Raw genomic sequence first — 16,536 nt, forward strand, 5'->3', positions numbered from 1 at the left:
GGCTAATTTCCCTTCCCGGGTTGAGACGAAATGCCGTCCGCGGAACATATACAGGTGTAACCACACAGACGGGGGCGCCATGGATATCCAGCGGACGGGTCCAGATGCCTCTTTGTCTCTGCGCGGTGTTGTTTCCGATGCAGCATTGCTGGAACGGGTCATCGTCCGGAACCAAGGGGCGCTTGGCGAAATCTACGACAGGCAAAGCCGGCCCGTAGCCTGGCTGGCCCATTCCCTGGTCCCTGCCCACTTTGTTGACGATGTCCTCCAGGCAACGTTCCTCACGCTCTGGGACAAAGCGGATCGCATCGACCTCGGGGATTCGTTGCTGCCTTGGCTCATGGGAACCTGCCGGATGCACTGCAAGGCGGTCCTGCGAAAAGAGAGCCGGCACCATCATGAGGCGACGGTGCCCGAGCAGGCCGGCGGAAACGTTGAGGACGAGGCCCTGCAGCGCCAACTGCTCGATGCCATCGAGAAGCACGTGGCGGGGCTCAGCGAACTGGACCGCCAGATCTACCGGCTGTGCATCCACGAAGACCTCAGCTACAGCGCCGCGGCACAGCAGCTCGGCATAACTCCGTCCGCACTCCGCAACCGCCTCTCCAGGCTGCGCGCCGGTATCCGCCGCCTGTTCGGCGGAAATTGAAAGGACAGGGACATGAACACCCTTCCGGACCCCGCGGTGCCGACCGCCGCAGACCTTGCCAGGAACAGGTCGCACCTCCTGGGTGTGCTCGGGCACCGTGCCGCAGTCCGGCGTCGGCGTCGGATCGCAGCGGGGATCGCTGCCGCAGCCGTGCTTCTCGGCGGCGCGACGGCGGGTGTTCTTGCTTTGGGTGCGCCGCCAGCGGCAGTGCTTCCTGAGCCTGTTGCCCAGGAGCCGGGCCGGCAGCCCGGATCCCGAGGAACGGCGCCGCTGTACGACGCGTACGCGAGCATCCCGGAACACGACATCGAGCGCCTTCCGGGCGGGGTGAATGACGACATTCTGTGGGATGCCCGGAACCCGTACTACGGCTACGACAAGCTGCCCGTCGTGGCTCGCGTCCATATCGACTCGATCGACGGCGGGCGGACTTTCAGCCCGATCTCCGAGCAGTACGTTTTCCCGCAGACGGTGGGGAAGATGACCGTGCTCGAGGTTTATAAGGGCGGCATCACGCCGGGCACTCAAATCAACTATTCGCGGCTCGGTGGAATCGTGACTTTCGATGACTACTGGAAAAGCTTGAATCAGGCCCAGCGGGATAAAAGGCTCCATCTCAATGGCGGCAAAATCCCGGCCCACAGCAAGTATGTCCAGGACAAGCTCATGGACGACATCGATATCGAAGCCGGCAAGGAGTACATCGTGCTCCTTCAGCCGCAGTCTTCCAAGGACGGAAAACACCGCGAGTACCTCATTGATGGGCTTCAGTTCGGGCTCAGGGAAGTCAGGGGGACCGGGGCCGGGACCATGGCCCTGAACAACGAAACCAAGAAATGGGAGAACCTCGGCAAGGTTGTCAGGCTGCCTTAGCTGCATCCTTCGCTAAGCCCTCGCGACGCCCGGGTCGCGGGAATGCTGCGGGGTCGCTGGAGCGTTCCGGCGACCCCGCAGCATTCCGGCGATTTCGGCGTACAGCGGCGATTTCGGCGTGCACGGGCGATTTCGGCGTGCACGGGCGAAATCGGCGTGCACCGGCGGGCATACGGAGCCTAGCCCGAATCAGCGCGCTCCCGCCAAGGCTGGGCGCGGCTTCCGGATGACCTTCACCACCGGTTCCACGAACCGGGCAGCCAGCGGGCCGATGACCGCCATCAGCAGCACATAGGCCGTGGCCAGGGCCGCCAGTTCGCGCGGCACGGCGCCCGAGGTGACCGCGAGCCCGGCGATGACGATCGAGAACTCGCCGCGGGCAATCAACGCCGCCCCGGCACGGAAACGGCCGGGCATTGCGATCCCGGCCTGTTTCGCGGCCCAGATGCCGGTGAGCATCTTGGTGGCCGCCGTCAGGAGTGCCAGCAGCAGGGCGAAGAGCAGCACCGGCGGAATGGTGGAGGGGTCCGTGTTGAGGCCGAACGCCACGAAGAAGATCGCCGCAAAGAGGTCCCGCAGCGGTTCCAGGATCCGGGTGGCGTTGTGGGCCGTGGCGCCGGAGATCGCGATGCCCAGCATGAACGCGCCGACGGCGGCGGAGACCTGCAACGCCGAGGCCAGGCCGGCAACCAGAAGGGCCAGCCCCAGCACGTTGAGCAGGAAGACCTCGGAATTCTCGCTGTGCACGGCCTGGGACACACGGTGCCCGTGCTTGAGTGCCACAAGCAGGACGACCGTCACGACGGCAAGGGCGATGCCTACGGTCTGCAGCCCGCCCAGGAATCCGACGCCGGCCAGGATGGCGGTCAGGATCGGCAGGTAGACGGCCATGGTGAGGTCTTCGAACACCAGGATGGCCAGCACCACGGGCGTTTCACGGTTACCGATCCGGCCGAGGTCCGTGATGACCTTCGCGGCGATCCCCGAGGAGGAAATGTACGTGACGCCGCCCATCACGATGGCCCCCACCAGGCCCCAGCCCAGCAGCAGCGCCACCCCGGCACCGGGCGCGAAGTTCAGCACGAGGTCCATCACGCCGGCCTGCCAGGAACGCCGCAGCCCGGTCACGAGTTCTGCGGCGGTGTATTCCAATCCGAGCATAAGCAGCAGCAGGATGACGCCGATCTCGCCGGACAGGTGCGCGAACTCGTGCATGCCGTCCAGTTTGACGATCCCGCCCGCGCCGAAGCCCAGCCCGCCCAGGAGATACAGGGGAATGGGGGACATTCCGATGCGTTCGGCAAGACGTGCCAGCAGGCCGAGGGCGAAGACGACTGCGCCAAGTTCGATCAGGGCCAGGGCCAAAGGGTCCATGGCCGTCAGCCGTTGCGCAAAATGGCAGCCGCAGAGTCCAGGCCTTCCTGCGTGCCGACAGCAACCAGCAAATCACCCGTGTGGAGCACGACGTCGGGCGCCGGCGAGGGGACGACCTCGCCTTCGCGCATGATCGCCACGATCGAGACACCACTTCGGGTACGGATCTGGGCCTTGCCCATGGGCTGGTCGTGGAAGGGGGAGTCGGCGGCAATGGAGAACTGGCGCGTGACGATGCCGGGAATTTCCTTGTGGGCTTCGGCTAGGCGCATGGCGATGTGCTGGCCGCCCAGGAGATTGCCCAGGGCGGCTGCTTCGTCAGCGGTCAACGGGATGGAGGCCTGGCAGGTATCGGGATCGTCCCAGGTCGAAATGAAGAGCTCGGTTTCGCCTTCGCGCAGTTCCACCACGCCGATCCGGCGCCCGGAAGCCGTGATGAAGTCCTTGCGGACGCCCAGGCCGGGGAGTTCAGTCTCATCCACGTTCATGGATCCACCCTAGTCCTCTTGCGGGGGCTGCGGAACGGTACCGCGCGGCGGCCGGCAGCGCGCCCTTACACGGCGTTCAGCGGCAGTCCGCGGGCAGCGTCGTCGTAGTATTCGCGGTTCTGCAGGGAGGCGGCGGCCGCCTCGTCGAGCACGACGATCGCGTTGGCGTGCCACTGCAGGATCGACGCCGGGCAGGAGGCCGAGAGCGGACCCTCGACGGCGGCCCCCACGGCATTGGCCTTGGCCTCGCCGGTTGCGATCAGCACCAGGCGCCGGGCGTCCATGACGGTGCCGAGGCCCTGGGTGATGCAGTGGGTGGGGACCTCGGACTCGGAGGCGAAGAAGCGGGCGTTGTCGCGCCGTGTGCGGGCGGCCAGGCGCTTGACCCGGGTGCGGGAGGAGAGCGAGGACGCCGGTTCGTTGAAACCCACGTGGCCGTTGGCGCCGATGCCCAGGATCTGCACGTCGATGCCCCCGGCGGCGGCGATCGCGGCATCATAAGCGGCGGCGCCGGCCTCCAGTTCGGCCAGGGTGGCCCCGGTGCCGTCCGGCACGTTGAGCCCGTCCACGGGCAGGCCGATCACCTCGCAGACCTCGCGGACCAGCACCTGGCGGTAGGACTCGGGGTGCGTGGCGGGCAAGCCCACATACTCGTCCAGCGCGAAGCCCTTGGCCGCCGAGAAGTCCGCCCGGCCGTCCGCAACGGCTGCGGCGAGCTCGGCGTACAGGCCCAGCGGGGAGGAACCCGTGGCGAGCCCTAGGACGGGATCCTTGCCGGCAGGCAGCCCGGCGAGGACGGCCTGGGCGGCAACGGACGCCGCGGATTCGGGGGTGGGGGCGACAATGATTTCCATCGAGTGGTTCCTTGATGTGGTCTCTGGGGATCTGTGGTCCGGGGAAAGCTAGTGGCTGCCGAGCAGGAGCCCGCAGAGCGCCTGCGACACCCCAAGGGATGCGCCGTAGGTGACGATGTCTGCGCCGCCGCGCGGCCAGCCGCATTCGACGGCGATCACGGCGTGGCCTTCCGCCCGCAGGCGGGAGAAGACCGTCCAGAGCGGGTGGTCGCCGTCGAGCCCGCGCCCGACGACGGCGACCTTCGCGCCGTCCGGAACCTCGCCTTCGCCGACGACGGCGTCCGTGGCCGCCGCGGGACCCCACGGCACCTGCCCGACGGCGAAGTTCGCGCCGGTGTCCACCTGCACTATCGCCACGGGTTCTTCGCGGGCCAGCCAGTTTTCGGCGGCGGCGGAGACTTCGAAGGCCTCGCGGATGCGGCCGGCGTCGAGTGTCGCGTCGGCCTCCGCGGAATCCAGGGCGGGGCGGCCGGGCTTGCTGGAGATCCCGCGGGGCGTGGCCTGGTGGATTTCGGCGGCGCCCGCGGCCGGGAAGCGTGCGGACAGTCCGGCCACGCGTGCGGCGGCGTCGGCCAGCCGTTCGAGGCTGAGCCGTCCTTCGGCCACGGCTTCGGTGATCGCCGCGAGCGTCTGTTCGTAGAGCTCCGGGCCGGTGTCCGAGCCAACGCACAGCAGGTCGGCGCCTGCCTGCAGCGCCCGCACGGCGGCCTCCGGCACACCGGTGTCCGCGGAGGCGCCGGCCATGTCGAGCGCGTCGGTGAGGATGACGCCGTCGAAGCCGAGTTCCTCGCGCAGCAGCCCCTGCAGGATCCGGGAGGAGAAGGTGGCCGGGTTCTCCGGGTCCAGGGCGTCCACCAGGATGTGGCTGGTCATTACAGTGGCGCCCTTGGCCTCCACGAGGGCCCGGAATGGCACCAGCTCGCGGGCTTCCAGTGTGGCGGCGTCGGCGGAGACGCGGGGAAGCTCGTGGTGGGAATCGGAGGTGGTGCTGCCGTGGCCCGGGAAGTGCTTGGCGCAGGAGGCCACGCCGGAGTCCTCCAGGCCGCGGATCCACGCCGCCGTGTGCCGGGCGACGAGGTCCGGTTCGGCGCCGAAGCTGCGGACGCCGATCACGGGGTTGTCCGCCTCCGAGTTCACGTCCGCGTCCGGGGCCAGGTTCAGGTTGATGCCAAGGCTCGCGAGTTCCTGGCCGATGGTCGCGGCGCTCGTGGCGGTCAGCGTGACGTCGTCCAGGCGGCCGAGCACGGCGTTGCCGGGCTGCGGGGAGCCGGTGAGGTAGTGCAGCCGGGTGACGTCCCCGCCTTCCTCGTCGACGGCGATCAGCGTATGGGGGGAGTGGGCGCGCAGCCCCGCGCACAGGTCGCGCAGCTGCACGGGGGACGCCACGTTGGTGCCGTAAAGGCACACCGCCGCCAGTCCGGCGTCGTACGCGTCCAGGATCCAGACGGGCACGGCGATCCCGGAGAATCCGGGCATGAGGGTGCCGGCGGCGAGCCGGCGGATGTGTTCGGTGCTATGTTCCGGTGCGGCGAGGGTGGCGGATTTCGAGGTGCCCATGGCTTGGCTCCTTCGGACGACTGTGTGCGGGGCAGTTTGGTGCGGGCCGGAGCCCGTGGGTGCGGGGGCGGGGTTCACGCCACTCCCAGTTGGTTCCACAGGACCATGACGGCGGCCCCGCGGAGGACGATGTCCTGCGGGTCCGCGGCCAGCCGGACGGTGACCGGCGCCGGATCCTGGTGCAGCAGCCGGGCAAGCAGGGTCTGCTGCACGGCGTCGAGCAGCGGACCTCCCAGCAGGTGGCGGGGCCCGGCGAGGACCACTTCCGCCAGATCGAGGACGCCCACCACGGGGGCGAGGGCGATGGCGAGCCGTTCGCCCGCTTCCTGGTAGACGACGGCGGTGGCGGCCTCCGGGCTGTCGCCCGCCGCAGCGTCGGCCAGGGCGCGTTCCAGGCTGGGGACCGACATCCAGGTTTCGAGGCAGCCGGTGCGGCCACAGACGCAGAGCGCCCCGGGGTCCGTTCCGACCGTGACGTGGCCGATTTCGCCGGCCGCCGAGTGGGCGCCGCGGGCACGCCGCCCGCCGACAATCACGCCGGAGCCGACGCCGCGGCCGATTTTGACGAGGATTTCGTCGTCGCAGCCGCCGCCGAAGGTGTGGTCCGCGTGGACGGCTGCGTCGGCGTCGTTGGAGACCAGGGTGGGCAGGCCGGTGTGCTCTTCCAACAGTTCGCGCAAGGGAACGCTATTCCAGCCGAGGTTGGGTGCGGTGAGGACCACCCCGTCCGCGCTGACGATGCCCGGGGTGCCGACGCCGATACCCAGCAGCGGTGCGGTGGCCTTGGCGGCGGTATCGGCAACGAGTTCCAGGACCTGTTCGACGACGGCCTGGCCGGTGGCGGCTTGCCCGGTGGCGGTGCCGGTTCCGGCGCCGAGCGGCCGTTCGATGCTTTCGAGGATGTTGCCGTCCAGGTCCAGGACGGCGGCGCGGAGGGCGGTTTCGCCGGAGAGGTCCACGCCGATCACCTGCAGGCCCTGGCGGTTGATGTCCACGAGGATGGCGGGCTTGCCGGGGCGGACTTCGCCGGACTGGCCGAGCTCGACCACATGGCCGCGGTCCATGAGGTCCGAGACCAAGTCCGAGACGGTGACGCGGGTGAGGCCCAAGGTGCGGGAGAGGTCGGCGCGGCTCATGGCGCCGTCGGCGTGGAGGGTGCGGCGGACCAGCGAAAGGTTGTTCGCGCGGCCGTCCGAGGGGAGGGTTGCGGCGCCGGTCCGTTTGCTGTGACCCCGGTCTCGTACGCTCGTCATGAGAGTTAGTTAACTCTACTAACAATCAAAGGTCAAGGGGTCGGTGAGGAGTTGCGATTGTGTCGGCGCTGGGCGCGTGCTCGGCGGGTACGGCCCGCCGTCGGGATGTACCTGCGGTTTTACCCCTTCAAATGTGGGACGCCCGCCCAAATTTGAGCGGGTATCCCTCATTTCGGCGGGCGAAAGTCTTCAGGGCCGGAGTCGCTGCCGGGGTTGCTCCTACCGACCAGGCACGCACCTGCCGCCCCCAAAGCCCCGCCTCAGCTACCGCTCAGGTACGACGGCGATGGCCGTGTCCGCGGGCGCCTTCACCGGGAGGATCACGAGGAGCCCGGCCAGCAGCACCACCATGATCCCGAGGATTCCCCAGCGCTGCGCTTCCCCGGCCGCCACGAGAGGGGTGGCGATGGTGATGCAGAGCGTGAACAGGGTGGGTGCGAGGAAGCTGACCGCCCGGCCGGTGGTGGCGTAGAGGCCGAAGAGTTCGCCGGATTCGCCGTCGGGTGCCAGCCGGGCCAGGTAGGCGCGGGACGAGGCCTGGGCCGGGCCCACGAACAGGCACAGCAGCAGGCCGAACGTCCAGAAGGTGCTGCCGCCGCTCCAGGCAGCGCCGAAGAAGGAATAGCTGCCGTTGCCGAGGGCGAGGATCGCGGTGCCGGCAACGAGCAGCCCGATCAGCGCTATGACAATGACGGCCTTGGGTCCGATCCGGTCATCGAGGAGCCCGCCGATGATGGCGCCCACGGCTGCCACGATGTTGCCGAAGATCGCGAAGAAGATGACTTCCCTGAGTTCGAAGCCGAACGTGCCGGCCGCGATGACTCCGCCGAAGGTGAAGACGGCGGCCAGCCCGTCGCGGAAGATGGCGCTGGCGAGGAGGAAATAGATGGTGTGCGGGCTGGTCTTGTAGATGGCGCCGATCCTGCGGAACAACAGCCGGTAGGACGCCAGGAAGCCGAGCCGCGCCTGTGCCTGCCGGACGGGCAGTTCGGGCACGGCGAACAGGACGGGCAGCGCGAAGATGAAGAACCACAGGGCCGAGAACACGGCCACCAGGCGGATGTTCAGCCCGTCGGTGGTCTGTGCTCCGAACCAGTCGAAGGATGGCTGTACGAACAGCTGCAGTACGGCCAGCAGGGCCACGATTCCGCCGAGGTACCCCATGCCCCAGCCGAAGCCGCTCACCTTGCCGATGTTGGCCGGCGTCGAGATCTGCGCGAGCATCGCGTTGTAGTTGACCCCGGCGAACTCGAAGAACACGTTGCCGAGCGCAATCAGGGTGACGCCCAGCAGCAGGAACTCCGGCCGGGGGAAGACGAAGAAGCACAGTCCGGTCAGCAGCGCGACCAGCGCCGTGTTGACCCCCAGCCACAGCTTGCGCCGCCCGCCGGCGTCGGAACGCTGGCCCGTGACCGGGGCGAGCAGCGCGATCGCCGCGCCCGCGATCGCCAGCGCTGCGCCCAGGGCCGCCGACGCCGCATCCTCGCCGCCGAAGGCATTGGACGTGAGATAGACGGTGAAGACGAAGGTGGTCATGACGGCGTTGAACGCCGCCGAACCCCAGTCCCAGGAGGCCCAGGCGAGGATCCGGCCCTTGGTGGAGGCGGTGGTGCCGGCCGCCAGCTCCGAAGCGGGATGGGGAGTGTCGGGAACCGCTGTGGTGTCCATGGTGTGAATGCTATCGGCAGGCCGCTACGGAAACGTGGTTGTCACACCCGATTGATAAACTGTGGGGACCGAACCCAAAGTATGACCGCCGGCTCCAACTCTTTGACAACTTTCATCCTGATTTAGCGGAGATAACAGTGATCACAGTCCTTGCCGTGACCTTTGCAGCGGCTGCTGTGGCGCCCTGGATCTTCCGGAAAATCGGGCGGAGTGCCTTCTATGTGCTGGCGGCGGTTCCCGCGGCTTCGCTTGTGTGGCTGATCGCGCAGTACGGCGCCGTGTACGGGGAAGGAAGCACCGGCGGCTTCATCGAGGAAAGCCTCCCGTGGATTCCCGAGCTCAAGCTCGAATTCGCCTTCCGCATGGACGTGCTGTCCTGGGTGATGTCCCTGCTGGTCCTCGGCGTCGGCACCCTCGTGCTGGTCTACTGCGCCCGGTACTTCAAGGACAAGGACGACAACCTCGGCGGCTTCGGTGCCCAGCTTCTGGCCTTCGCCGGCGCCATGTTCGGCCTGGTCACCGCGGACGACCTGCTGATGATGTTCATCTTCTGGGAACTCACCACTGTCCTGTCCTACCTGCTGATCGGCTACGCCCGCACCCGCCTCTCCGCGCGGCGCTCCGCCCTGCAGGCCCTGGTCGTCACCACCGCCGGCGGCCTGGCCATGCTGATCGGCCTCATCATCCTCGGCCAGTCCGCGGAGACCTACCGCATGTCCGCGATCCTCGCAGGCACGGAAGAACTCTTTGCCGGGCCCGCCCAGGGCGCCGTGAACGCCGCCGTCGTCCTGATCCTGGCCGGCGCCGTCACGAAGTCCGCGCTGCTGCCCTTCCATTTCTGGCTCCCCGGCGCCATGGCGGCCCCGACGCCGGTCAGCGCCTACCTGCACGCCGCCGCCATGGTGAAGGCCGGCATCTACATCGTGGCCCGCATGGCGCCGGGCTTCAGCGAGAGCCCGGCCTGGCTGCCCCTGGTGCTGGGCCTCGGCCTGGGCACCATGCTGCTGGGCGGATACCGTGCGCTGCGGCAGACCGACATCAAGCTCATCCTGGCCTACGGCACGGTCAGCCAGCTCGGCTTCCTCACCATGGTGGTGGGCCTCGGCCGTCCCGACGCCGCCCTGGCCGGCCTCGCCCTGCTGCTCGCGCATGGCCTGTTCAAGGCCGCGTTGTTCCTGGTGGTGGGCATCATCGACCACCAGTCCGGCACCCGCGACATCCGCAAGCTCTCCGGCGTCTACAAATCCTCGCGGGCGCTCGCCGTCACCGCCGGCCTGGCCGCCGCCTCCATGGCGGGAGTGCCCCCGCTGGCCGGATTCGTGGCGAAGGAATCCGTGTTCGAGGCGTTCGTGCATTACAGCGACGATCCCGCCTCCGGGGGCTGGGGCCTGGTGCTGCTCATCGGCCTGGTGCTCGGGTCCGTGCTGACCTTTGCCTACAGCGCCCGTTTCATGTGGGGTGCCTTCGCCAGCAAGCCGGGCCTGGAGCGGACCCCGTTCAAGGCGATCCGGCTGTCCTTCCTGGCCGCGCCCGCCATCCTGAGCGTGCTCAGCGTGGCGTACGGCCTGTGGCCGGTCCCGGCCGACGCCTGGATCCAGCCGTACGCTGCGCTCTTCGCCGAGCCAGGGCACGACGCCGGTGCCCCCGACGCCGGTGCGGGGCACCTTGCGCTGTGGCACGGCCTCACGCCGGCGCTGGGCCTGACCGCCGTCACCTTCGCGGCCGGCCTCGCCATGTTCTACTGGCGCAACGCTGTCTCCCGGGCCCAAAGCCGGGTGCCGGACTGGGTGGACGGCGACCGCGCCTACCAGCGCACCATCGGAGCCCTGGACGACGTGGCCGTGTGGGTCACGGGACGCACCCAGCGCGGTTCACTGTACTTCTACCTGGCCGTGATCCTCACCGTCGCCTTCGCGGTGCCGCTGAGCGTGCTGCTGGTTTCCAACAAGCCGCTGCCCGGCGGGCTCTACATTGTGGACCCGAATTCGCCGCTGCAACTGGTCGCGGCCGCGGGCATCATCGCGGGGGCCCTGGCCGCGGTGCGCGCCAACAAGCGCTTCCTTGCGGTCCTGATGGTCTCGGTGACCGGGTACGGCATCGCCCTGATGTTCGCGCTGCAGGGCGCCCCCGACCTCGCCCTGACCCAGATGCTCGTGGAAACCATCATCCTGGTGGCCTTCGTCCTGGCCATGCGCAGCCTGCCCGCCGAACTGCGGGACCGCACGGGCGGCAGGCTCCGCGTGGTCCGCATCATCATCGGCGCCGCATTCGGGGTGACCATGATCTTCGTGGCGATCTACGCCATGGGAGCCCGGGTGGCGGAACCGGTGTCCCTGGCTTTCCCGCAGCTGGCCTACGAAGGCGGCGGCGGGCTCAACGTGGTCAACGTGACCCTCGTGGACATCCGCGCCTGGGACACCTTCGGCGAGATCTCGGTGCTGGCCGTGGCCGCCACCGGCGTGGCCAGCCTGATCTTCATCCGCAGCCGCGGCGAACGGATCAACCGCGCCGCCGTCATGCCGGAAGGCACCGTGGGGCGCCGCACCGCCGTCGGGAACGACTCCAAGGAGCACGCCTCCCTGCACGTGGCACGCCGCTTCGCCGGCAAGGCCGGGGACCCCTGGCTGGTGGCCGGCCGCACCCTGGCACCCGAGCGGCGATCCATCATCTTCGAAGTGGTCACCCGGCTGATCTTCCACTCGATGATCATCTTCTCCGTGTACCTGCTGCTCGCCGGGCACAACCTCCCCGGCGGCGGCTTCGCGGGCGGACTCATGGCCGGGCTCGCCCTGACCGTCCGCTACCTTGCCGGGGGCCGCTTCGAACTGCGCGAGGCCGCCCCGATCAGCGCCGGCATGCTGCTCGGCTCCGGCCTGGCCCTGGCGGCGCTCACCGGCCTGGTCCCGCTGTTCCTCGGCGGCCAGGTGTTCCAAAGCGCCATCATCGAGTTCTGGCTGCCGGTCTTCGGGGACATCAAGTTCGTCACCTCCACGCTCTTCGACATCGGCGTGTACCTCGTGGTGGTCGGCCTGGCGCTGGACGTGCTGCGCAGCCTGGGCGCCGAGATCGACGAATACTTCGACGAAGCGTCCGGCCCGGCCGGTGCCGCCCCAGGAGAAGCCGAACAAGCAGGGGCACCACAAGAAGAAGCCCCGCAGGAAGAAACCGTCCTGGCCACCGGAAGCGAAAGGGACAACGCATGAGCGTCAATCTGACCCTTTTGCTGGTCATGGGCGTGCTGTACGCCTGCGGGATCTACCTGATCCTGGAACGCAGCCTCACCCGGGTGCTGCTCGGGCTGGTCCTGCTGGCCAACGCCACCAACCTGCTGATCCTGGCCACGGGCGGCTACGCGGGCCTGGCGCCGTTCTTCAGCAAGGGCACCGACGCCGGGGATTACAACGACCCCCTGCCGCAGGCCCTGATCCTGACGTCGATCGTGATCTCCTTCGCCGTCACCGCGTTCATGCTCGGCATCATCTACCGCACCTGGGCGCTCGCCCGGCAGGACGACATCCAGGACGACGCCGAGGACCGCCGCGTGGCCAAGACCCCGAGCTTCGACGCCGAGGACGACGCCGAAGTGCCCCAGGAAACCTCGGAGTTCCCGCTCGCGGCGGTCGCCGCCGGCCACACGCCCGACCATCCGGCGGCGGCTGACCATCCCGGACTACCGGGAAGCACACCACTGAACGACGACGAAGGAGGAGGACCGCGATGAACGCAGCAAGCCTGGCGCCGCTCGCCGTCGTCCTTCCCATCCTCGGTGCCGCCCTCACCTTCGCGCTCAACCGCAATCCGGTGGCCCAGCGGACGGTCAGCATCGGCCTGCTGGCCCTGACCCTGCTGCTGGAATGCTGGCTCCTGGCCGCCGTCTGGACCACGGGCACCTCCTCCGTGACGCTGGGCGGCTGGCTGCCGCCGTTCGGCGTGGTGATGGTGGTGGACCAGTTCTCCTCGCTGATGCTGGTGGTGTCCTCCGTGGTCAGCCTCGCCGTGCTCGTTTACGCCACCGGGCAGGGCATGGCCGACGGCGACCAGGAAGCGCCCGTCTCGATCTTCCACCCCACGTACCTGATCCTGGTGGCCGGGGTGTCCAACGCCTTCCTGACCGGGGACCTCTTCAATCTCTACGTGGGCTTCGAGATTCTGCTGACCGCAAGCTACGTGTTGATGACCCTCGGCGGCACGGGTCCGCGCATCCGGGCCGGCGTCACCTACGTGGTGGTGTCCGTGGTGTCCTCCGTGCTGTTCCTGATCGCGATCGCCATGATCTACGGGGCCACCGGGACCATCACCATGGCCGACCTCGCCGTGAAGCTGGCCGAACTGGACCCCGCCACCCGGAACCTGCTGCACGTGATGCTGCTGGTGGCCTTCGGCATCAAGGCCGCCGTGTTCCCGCTGTCCTTCTGGCTGCCGGACTCCTACCCGACGGCGCCGGCGCCGGTCACGGCCGTGTTCGCCGGCCTGCTCACGAAGGTGGGCGTCTACGCCATGGTCCGCACCGAGACGCTGCTGTTCCCGGGCGACACCCTCAACACTCCGCTGATGGTGGTGGCGCTGCTGACCATGGTGGTGGGGATCCTGGGTGCCCTGGCCCAGAGCGACATCAAACGTCTGCTGTCCTTCACACTGGTCAGCCACATCGGCTACATGGTGTTCGGCCTGGCCATGTCGTCCGTGACCGGGCTGGCCGCCGCCGTGTTCTACGTGGCCCACCACATCACCGTGCAGACCAGCCTATTCCTGGTCACGGGCCTGATCGAACGGCGCGGCGGCAGTTCCTCCATGGACCGTCTGGGCGGCCTGGCCAAGCTGTCCCCGATGCTCGCGCTGCTCTTCTTCGTGCCGGCGATGAACCTGGCCGGCATCCCGCCGTTCTCCGGCTTCCTCGGCAAGGTGGGGCTGCTGCAGGCCGGCATGGAACTGGGCACGCCGCTGGCCATCACCCTCGTGGCGGGCGGCGTGCTGACCAGCCTGCTCACCCTGCTGGCGATCGCCCGCGTCTGGAACCGCGCCTTCTGGCGCAAACCGGACGACGCCGAGTACCCGGATCCCGTGCTGAAGGACACCGCCGCTGTGGGGCTGCTTCCCCGGACGATGGTGGGCTCGACGGCGGCCCTGGTGGTGTTCGGCGTGGCGCTCACGGTGTTCGCCGGGCCGCTGTTCCAGCTCGCCGGGAACTCGGCGGAGCAGATGCTGGACCGCACCGCCTACATCCACTCCGTGCTGGGGGCGGACGCCACGGTTCCGGGGATCGCGGCGCCGGGTGGCGGCACTGGCCCGAGCCTGCAGGGAGGCGCGAAATGAGCCGCAAACCGATTTCCCTGCGCACCGAACTGCCCCTGCTGATCTGGCTCGTCATCGTGTGGGGTGCCCTGTGGCGGGACTTCAGCCCCGGCAACCTCCTGTTCGGCGCCCTGATCGCGCTGGTGGTGGCCAGGATCTTCTACCTGCCGCCGGTGGAGCTGAGCGGCCGGTTCAACGTGCTGCGCGCCGTCCCCTTCGCCCTGGTGTTCCTCGCCAAAGTGGTGGCAGCGAGCTTCCAGGTCATCTACCTTGCGGTGGTCAAAGGACCCAAGGTGGTCAACGCCGTCGTCGAGGTCCCGCTGAGGAGCCATTCGGACCTCATGGTGACCGCCACCGGGCACGTGCTGTCCCTGATCCCGGGCTCGCTTGTGGTGGAGGTGGACCGCTCAACATCCACGCTCTACATCCACGGCCTGGACATCCGGGACGAGGCCGACGCCGCCAGGCTTCGCAAGGAAGTCCAGGACACCGAGGCCGGGCTGATCCGGATCATGGGCACCAAGGCCGAACTGGAAGCCCTGGAAGCCGAAACGGCAACTGCAAGCAGGAAAGGAGCAACGCCATGAAGGACGCAGTGCTGATCATCACGGCGGTGGTCCTCACCCTGGCCGCCGCGGGGGCGATCGTGCGGATCGCCGTCGGGCCGTCCCTGCTGGACCGGGTGCTGGCCTCGGACGTGCTGCTGGGGATCGTGGGCGCCGCGCTCGCCATCGACATGGCCGTCAACCGGCACCTGAACAACCTGTTTCTGCTGGTGGCGCTGACGCTGATCGGCTTCATCGGATCGGTGACGGTGGCCCGCTTCGTGTCCGACCGGAGGGGGCAGGCCAATGACTCCTGAGGCTGGCGGCGTAGACGCCGTGATCGATGCCGTGACGGCCGTGTTCCTGGTGCTCGGGGCGCTGATGTCGCTCACCGCGACCATCGGACTGCTGCGCTTCCCGGACCTGATGAGCCGCATGCACGCCGCCACCAAACCCCAGGTGCTGGGCCTGTTCCTGCTGCTCGCGGCGATCGGCCTGCAGATGCGGCAGTGGTGGGTGTGGCCGGTACTGGTGGTGGCCTGGATCTTCCAGCTGCTCACCGTGCCCGTGTCCGCCCACATGGTGGGCCGCGCCGGCTACCGCACCAAGCACCTGCACCCGGAACTGCTCAGCGTGGATGAGCTTGAGGCCGTGGTGCGGCGCTCGGCCGCGGAACAGGAAGGATCGGGAACCGGCCCGGCTTCTGCGGCCGGTCCGGCTGAGGATCCGGAACTAGACGATGTCCTGGGTCTTGGCGAAGCGGGTGATGGCGCGCTGCGTGGCGCGGCTGGTCAGAACCTGGATGATCGCGGTGACGGCCGAGGAGACCAGGGCGAAGGCAAGGGCTGAGCGCAGGCTGGTTTCCATGTCGTCGTGGCCCTTGGGCGGTTTGTTCCCGGTGGCCTTTTCCCAGACGCCGTTGACCAGTTTGGTGGCCACGAATCCTGCGCCCATGCCGACGCCGGCGCCAAGCAGTTTGAAAAAGATGTTCATTCCGGAGCTCCTTGCGGGAGGAAACAGGACCAGCCCCAGCCTAACCCGGTTCCTTCCATCGACTGCTTAGCAAGTGTCGTTTTGGGCGCCCAAAACGACAGCTATGGAGCAGTCGACGGCGGTTTTTGGCGGCGGCGCTCGAAGAAGGCTTTCAGGGCGCCGGGCTCCGGACGGACCGGAACGATGTCCCGCTCAACGGCCAGGGCGGTTCCGGCGTCCCCGAGGCGAAGGAGTTCCTCCAGCAGCACCAGGGTGGGCGGCATCAATTTCAGTGCGCCGGATGCTTCGGCCTCCAGGATCCCGCGCACCGGCATCCACAAGGACTGCCAGGCCTCGGTGGTCTGGTGCCGGGCCTCAGCCTCGGCCCCGGGCAGCGCGAGGTAGAAGTAGGTGTCGAAACGCTTGGGCTGGTCCTCGGGGGTGACCCAGTTGGCCCACGGCCGCAGCTGGCCGGCGTCGAGCACCAGCCCTGCCTCTTCCTCGACCTCGCGCAGTGCCGCCGCGAGGACCCGTCCCGCATTGTGGCCTGCGGTGCCGGCGTCCTCGGCCGCGATGGTGCAGCGGTGCCATGCCTGGGCATGCTGCCGCGCGACGTCGTCCGGGAAACTCCAGCCGCTGCCGTCCACCGCGTCCACCCGGCCGCCGGGGAACACCACCATTCCGGCGGCGAAATCCATGGAGGACACCCGGTGCTGGACGAAGACCTCCGGGCCGTCCGCGCCGTCCCGCAGCAGGATGACGCTGGCAGCCAGCCGGGCGTCTGGCACGTTGGCAGGCCCATTGCCGGGGACCTCTCCGGGCCCGCTGCTTTCCGCCATGAACGCTCCTTTGCTCGTGCTCCGCGCGACGATTCTGCTGGATCACACCCGCAGTCACTCCACCGTACCCGCGCTACGGCGGGCCATGGTCTGGCGGGTACGGGGGTGATCCAGCAGAATGTGCATGGCATCGGGCCCATCGGATTCGGGAAGTCCCCGGTATGGGCACCGT

The 16,536-nt window shown here is 68.5% G+C and carries 15 protein-coding genes and 1 pseudogene; 8 read left to right on the top strand and 8 right to left on the bottom strand.

Translation table 11 applies throughout. The features are described 5' to 3' along the window. The first annotated feature begins 79 nt into the window (after positions 1-79). Positions 80-649, top strand: a complete 570-nt coding sequence (locus BLP88_RS04760; RefSeq protein ID WP_084110814.1) for an RNA polymerase sigma factor — start codon at positions 80-82, stop codon at positions 647-649. A gap of 12 nt (positions 650-661) precedes the next feature. Then, a complete protein-coding gene (locus BLP88_RS04765) occupies positions 662-1,522 on the top strand; it encodes a hypothetical protein (RefSeq protein WP_074587356.1) in 861 nt (286 codons plus the stop codon). Positions 1,523-1,711: 189 nt separating this feature from the next. Here BLP88_RS04765 and BLP88_RS04770 read toward each other — a convergent pair whose 3' ends face one another. From BLP88_RS04770 to BLP88_RS04795, 6 genes are all read right to left on the bottom strand, one after another. Continuing rightward, positions 1,712-2,896, bottom strand: coding sequence for a cation:proton antiporter (locus tag BLP88_RS04770; RefSeq protein WP_074587357.1), 1,185 nt, complete (start codon positions 2,894-2,896; stop codon positions 1,712-1,714). A 5-nt stretch (positions 2,897-2,901) separates the two neighbouring features. Next, the gene (locus BLP88_RS04775) at positions 2,902-3,384 is read right to left on the bottom strand and encodes a cation:proton antiporter regulatory subunit (RefSeq protein WP_074587359.1); all 483 of its coding nucleotides are present in this window, start codon (positions 3,382-3,384) and stop codon (positions 2,902-2,904) included. A gap of 65 nt (positions 3,385-3,449) precedes the next feature. Continuing rightward, positions 3,450-4,238, bottom strand: coding sequence for a glucosamine-6-phosphate deaminase (locus BLP88_RS04780; protein WP_074587361.1), 789 nt, complete (start codon positions 4,236-4,238; stop codon positions 3,450-3,452). Between the two features lie 48 nt (positions 4,239-4,286). Continuing rightward, on the bottom strand, positions 4,287-5,795 hold the full coding sequence (locus BLP88_RS04785) for a glycoside hydrolase family 3 protein (RefSeq protein ID WP_074587363.1): 1,509 nt from the start codon (positions 5,793-5,795) through the stop codon (positions 4,287-4,289). Between the two features lie 74 nt (positions 5,796-5,869). Beyond that, on the bottom strand, positions 5,870-7,048 hold the full coding sequence (locus tag BLP88_RS04790; protein ID WP_074587365.1) for an ROK family transcriptional regulator: 1,179 nt from the start codon (positions 7,046-7,048) through the stop codon (positions 5,870-5,872). A 264-nt stretch (positions 7,049-7,312) separates the two neighbouring features. Then, positions 7,313-8,716 carry an MFS transporter gene (locus BLP88_RS04795; protein ID WP_074587367.1) on the bottom strand — a complete coding sequence of 468 codons (1,404 nt, stop codon included), beginning with the start codon at positions 8,714-8,716 and terminating at the stop codon, positions 7,313-7,315. 137 nt (positions 8,717-8,853) lie between these two features. Between BLP88_RS04795 and BLP88_RS04800 the strand changes: the two genes are divergently transcribed. The 6 genes and pseudogenes from BLP88_RS04800 to mnhG all read left to right on the top strand — a co-directional run. After that, positions 8,854-11,919, top strand: a complete 3,066-nt coding sequence (locus tag BLP88_RS04800) for a Na+/H+ antiporter subunit A (RefSeq protein ID WP_074587369.1) — start codon at positions 8,854-8,856, stop codon at positions 11,917-11,919. Then, positions 11,916-12,437, top strand: coding sequence for a Na(+)/H(+) antiporter subunit C (locus BLP88_RS04805; RefSeq protein ID WP_074587370.1), 522 nt, complete (start codon positions 11,916-11,918; stop codon positions 12,435-12,437). The genes BLP88_RS04800 and BLP88_RS04805 overlap by 4 nt, the downstream gene beginning before the upstream one ends. Next, complete coding sequence (locus BLP88_RS04810) at positions 12,434-14,029, top strand: Na+/H+ antiporter subunit D (RefSeq protein WP_074587372.1); 1,596 nt, start codon at positions 12,434-12,436, stop codon at positions 14,027-14,029. Before BLP88_RS04805 ends, BLP88_RS04810 begins: the two co-directional genes overlap by 4 nt. Beyond that, a complete protein-coding gene (locus tag BLP88_RS04815) occupies positions 14,026-14,595 on the top strand; it encodes a Na+/H+ antiporter subunit E (protein ID WP_074587373.1) in 570 nt (189 codons plus the stop codon). Before BLP88_RS04810 ends, BLP88_RS04815 begins: the two co-directional genes overlap by 4 nt. Continuing rightward, on the top strand, positions 14,592-14,870 hold the full coding sequence (locus BLP88_RS04820; protein ID WP_074587374.1) for an MrpF/PhaF family protein: 279 nt from the start codon (positions 14,592-14,594) through the stop codon (positions 14,868-14,870). The genes BLP88_RS04815 and BLP88_RS04820 overlap by 4 nt, the downstream gene beginning before the upstream one ends. Beyond that, positions 14,860-15,234, top strand: a pseudogene (mnhG, locus tag BLP88_RS04825) (monovalent cation/H(+) antiporter subunit G); the annotation flags it as partial. The gene BLP88_RS04820 and the pseudogene mnhG, both read left to right, overlap by 11 nt. A gap of 51 nt (positions 15,235-15,285) precedes the next feature. Here mnhG and BLP88_RS04830 read toward each other — a convergent pair. Next, a complete protein-coding gene (locus BLP88_RS04830; protein WP_074587375.1) occupies positions 15,286-15,546 on the bottom strand; it encodes a DUF4235 domain-containing protein in 261 nt (86 codons plus the stop codon). Positions 15,547-15,647: 101 nt separating this feature from the next. Next, on the bottom strand, positions 15,648-16,364 hold the full coding sequence (locus BLP88_RS04835; RefSeq protein ID WP_074587376.1) for an NUDIX hydrolase: 717 nt from the start codon (positions 16,362-16,364) through the stop codon (positions 15,648-15,650). Positions 16,365-16,536 lie beyond the last annotated feature (172 nt).

Origin of the sequence: Arthrobacter cupressi, from assembly GCF_900099975.1 — a bacterium.
Taxonomy (GTDB): domain Bacteria; phylum Actinomycetota; class Actinomycetes; order Actinomycetales; family Micrococcaceae; genus Arthrobacter; species Arthrobacter cupressi.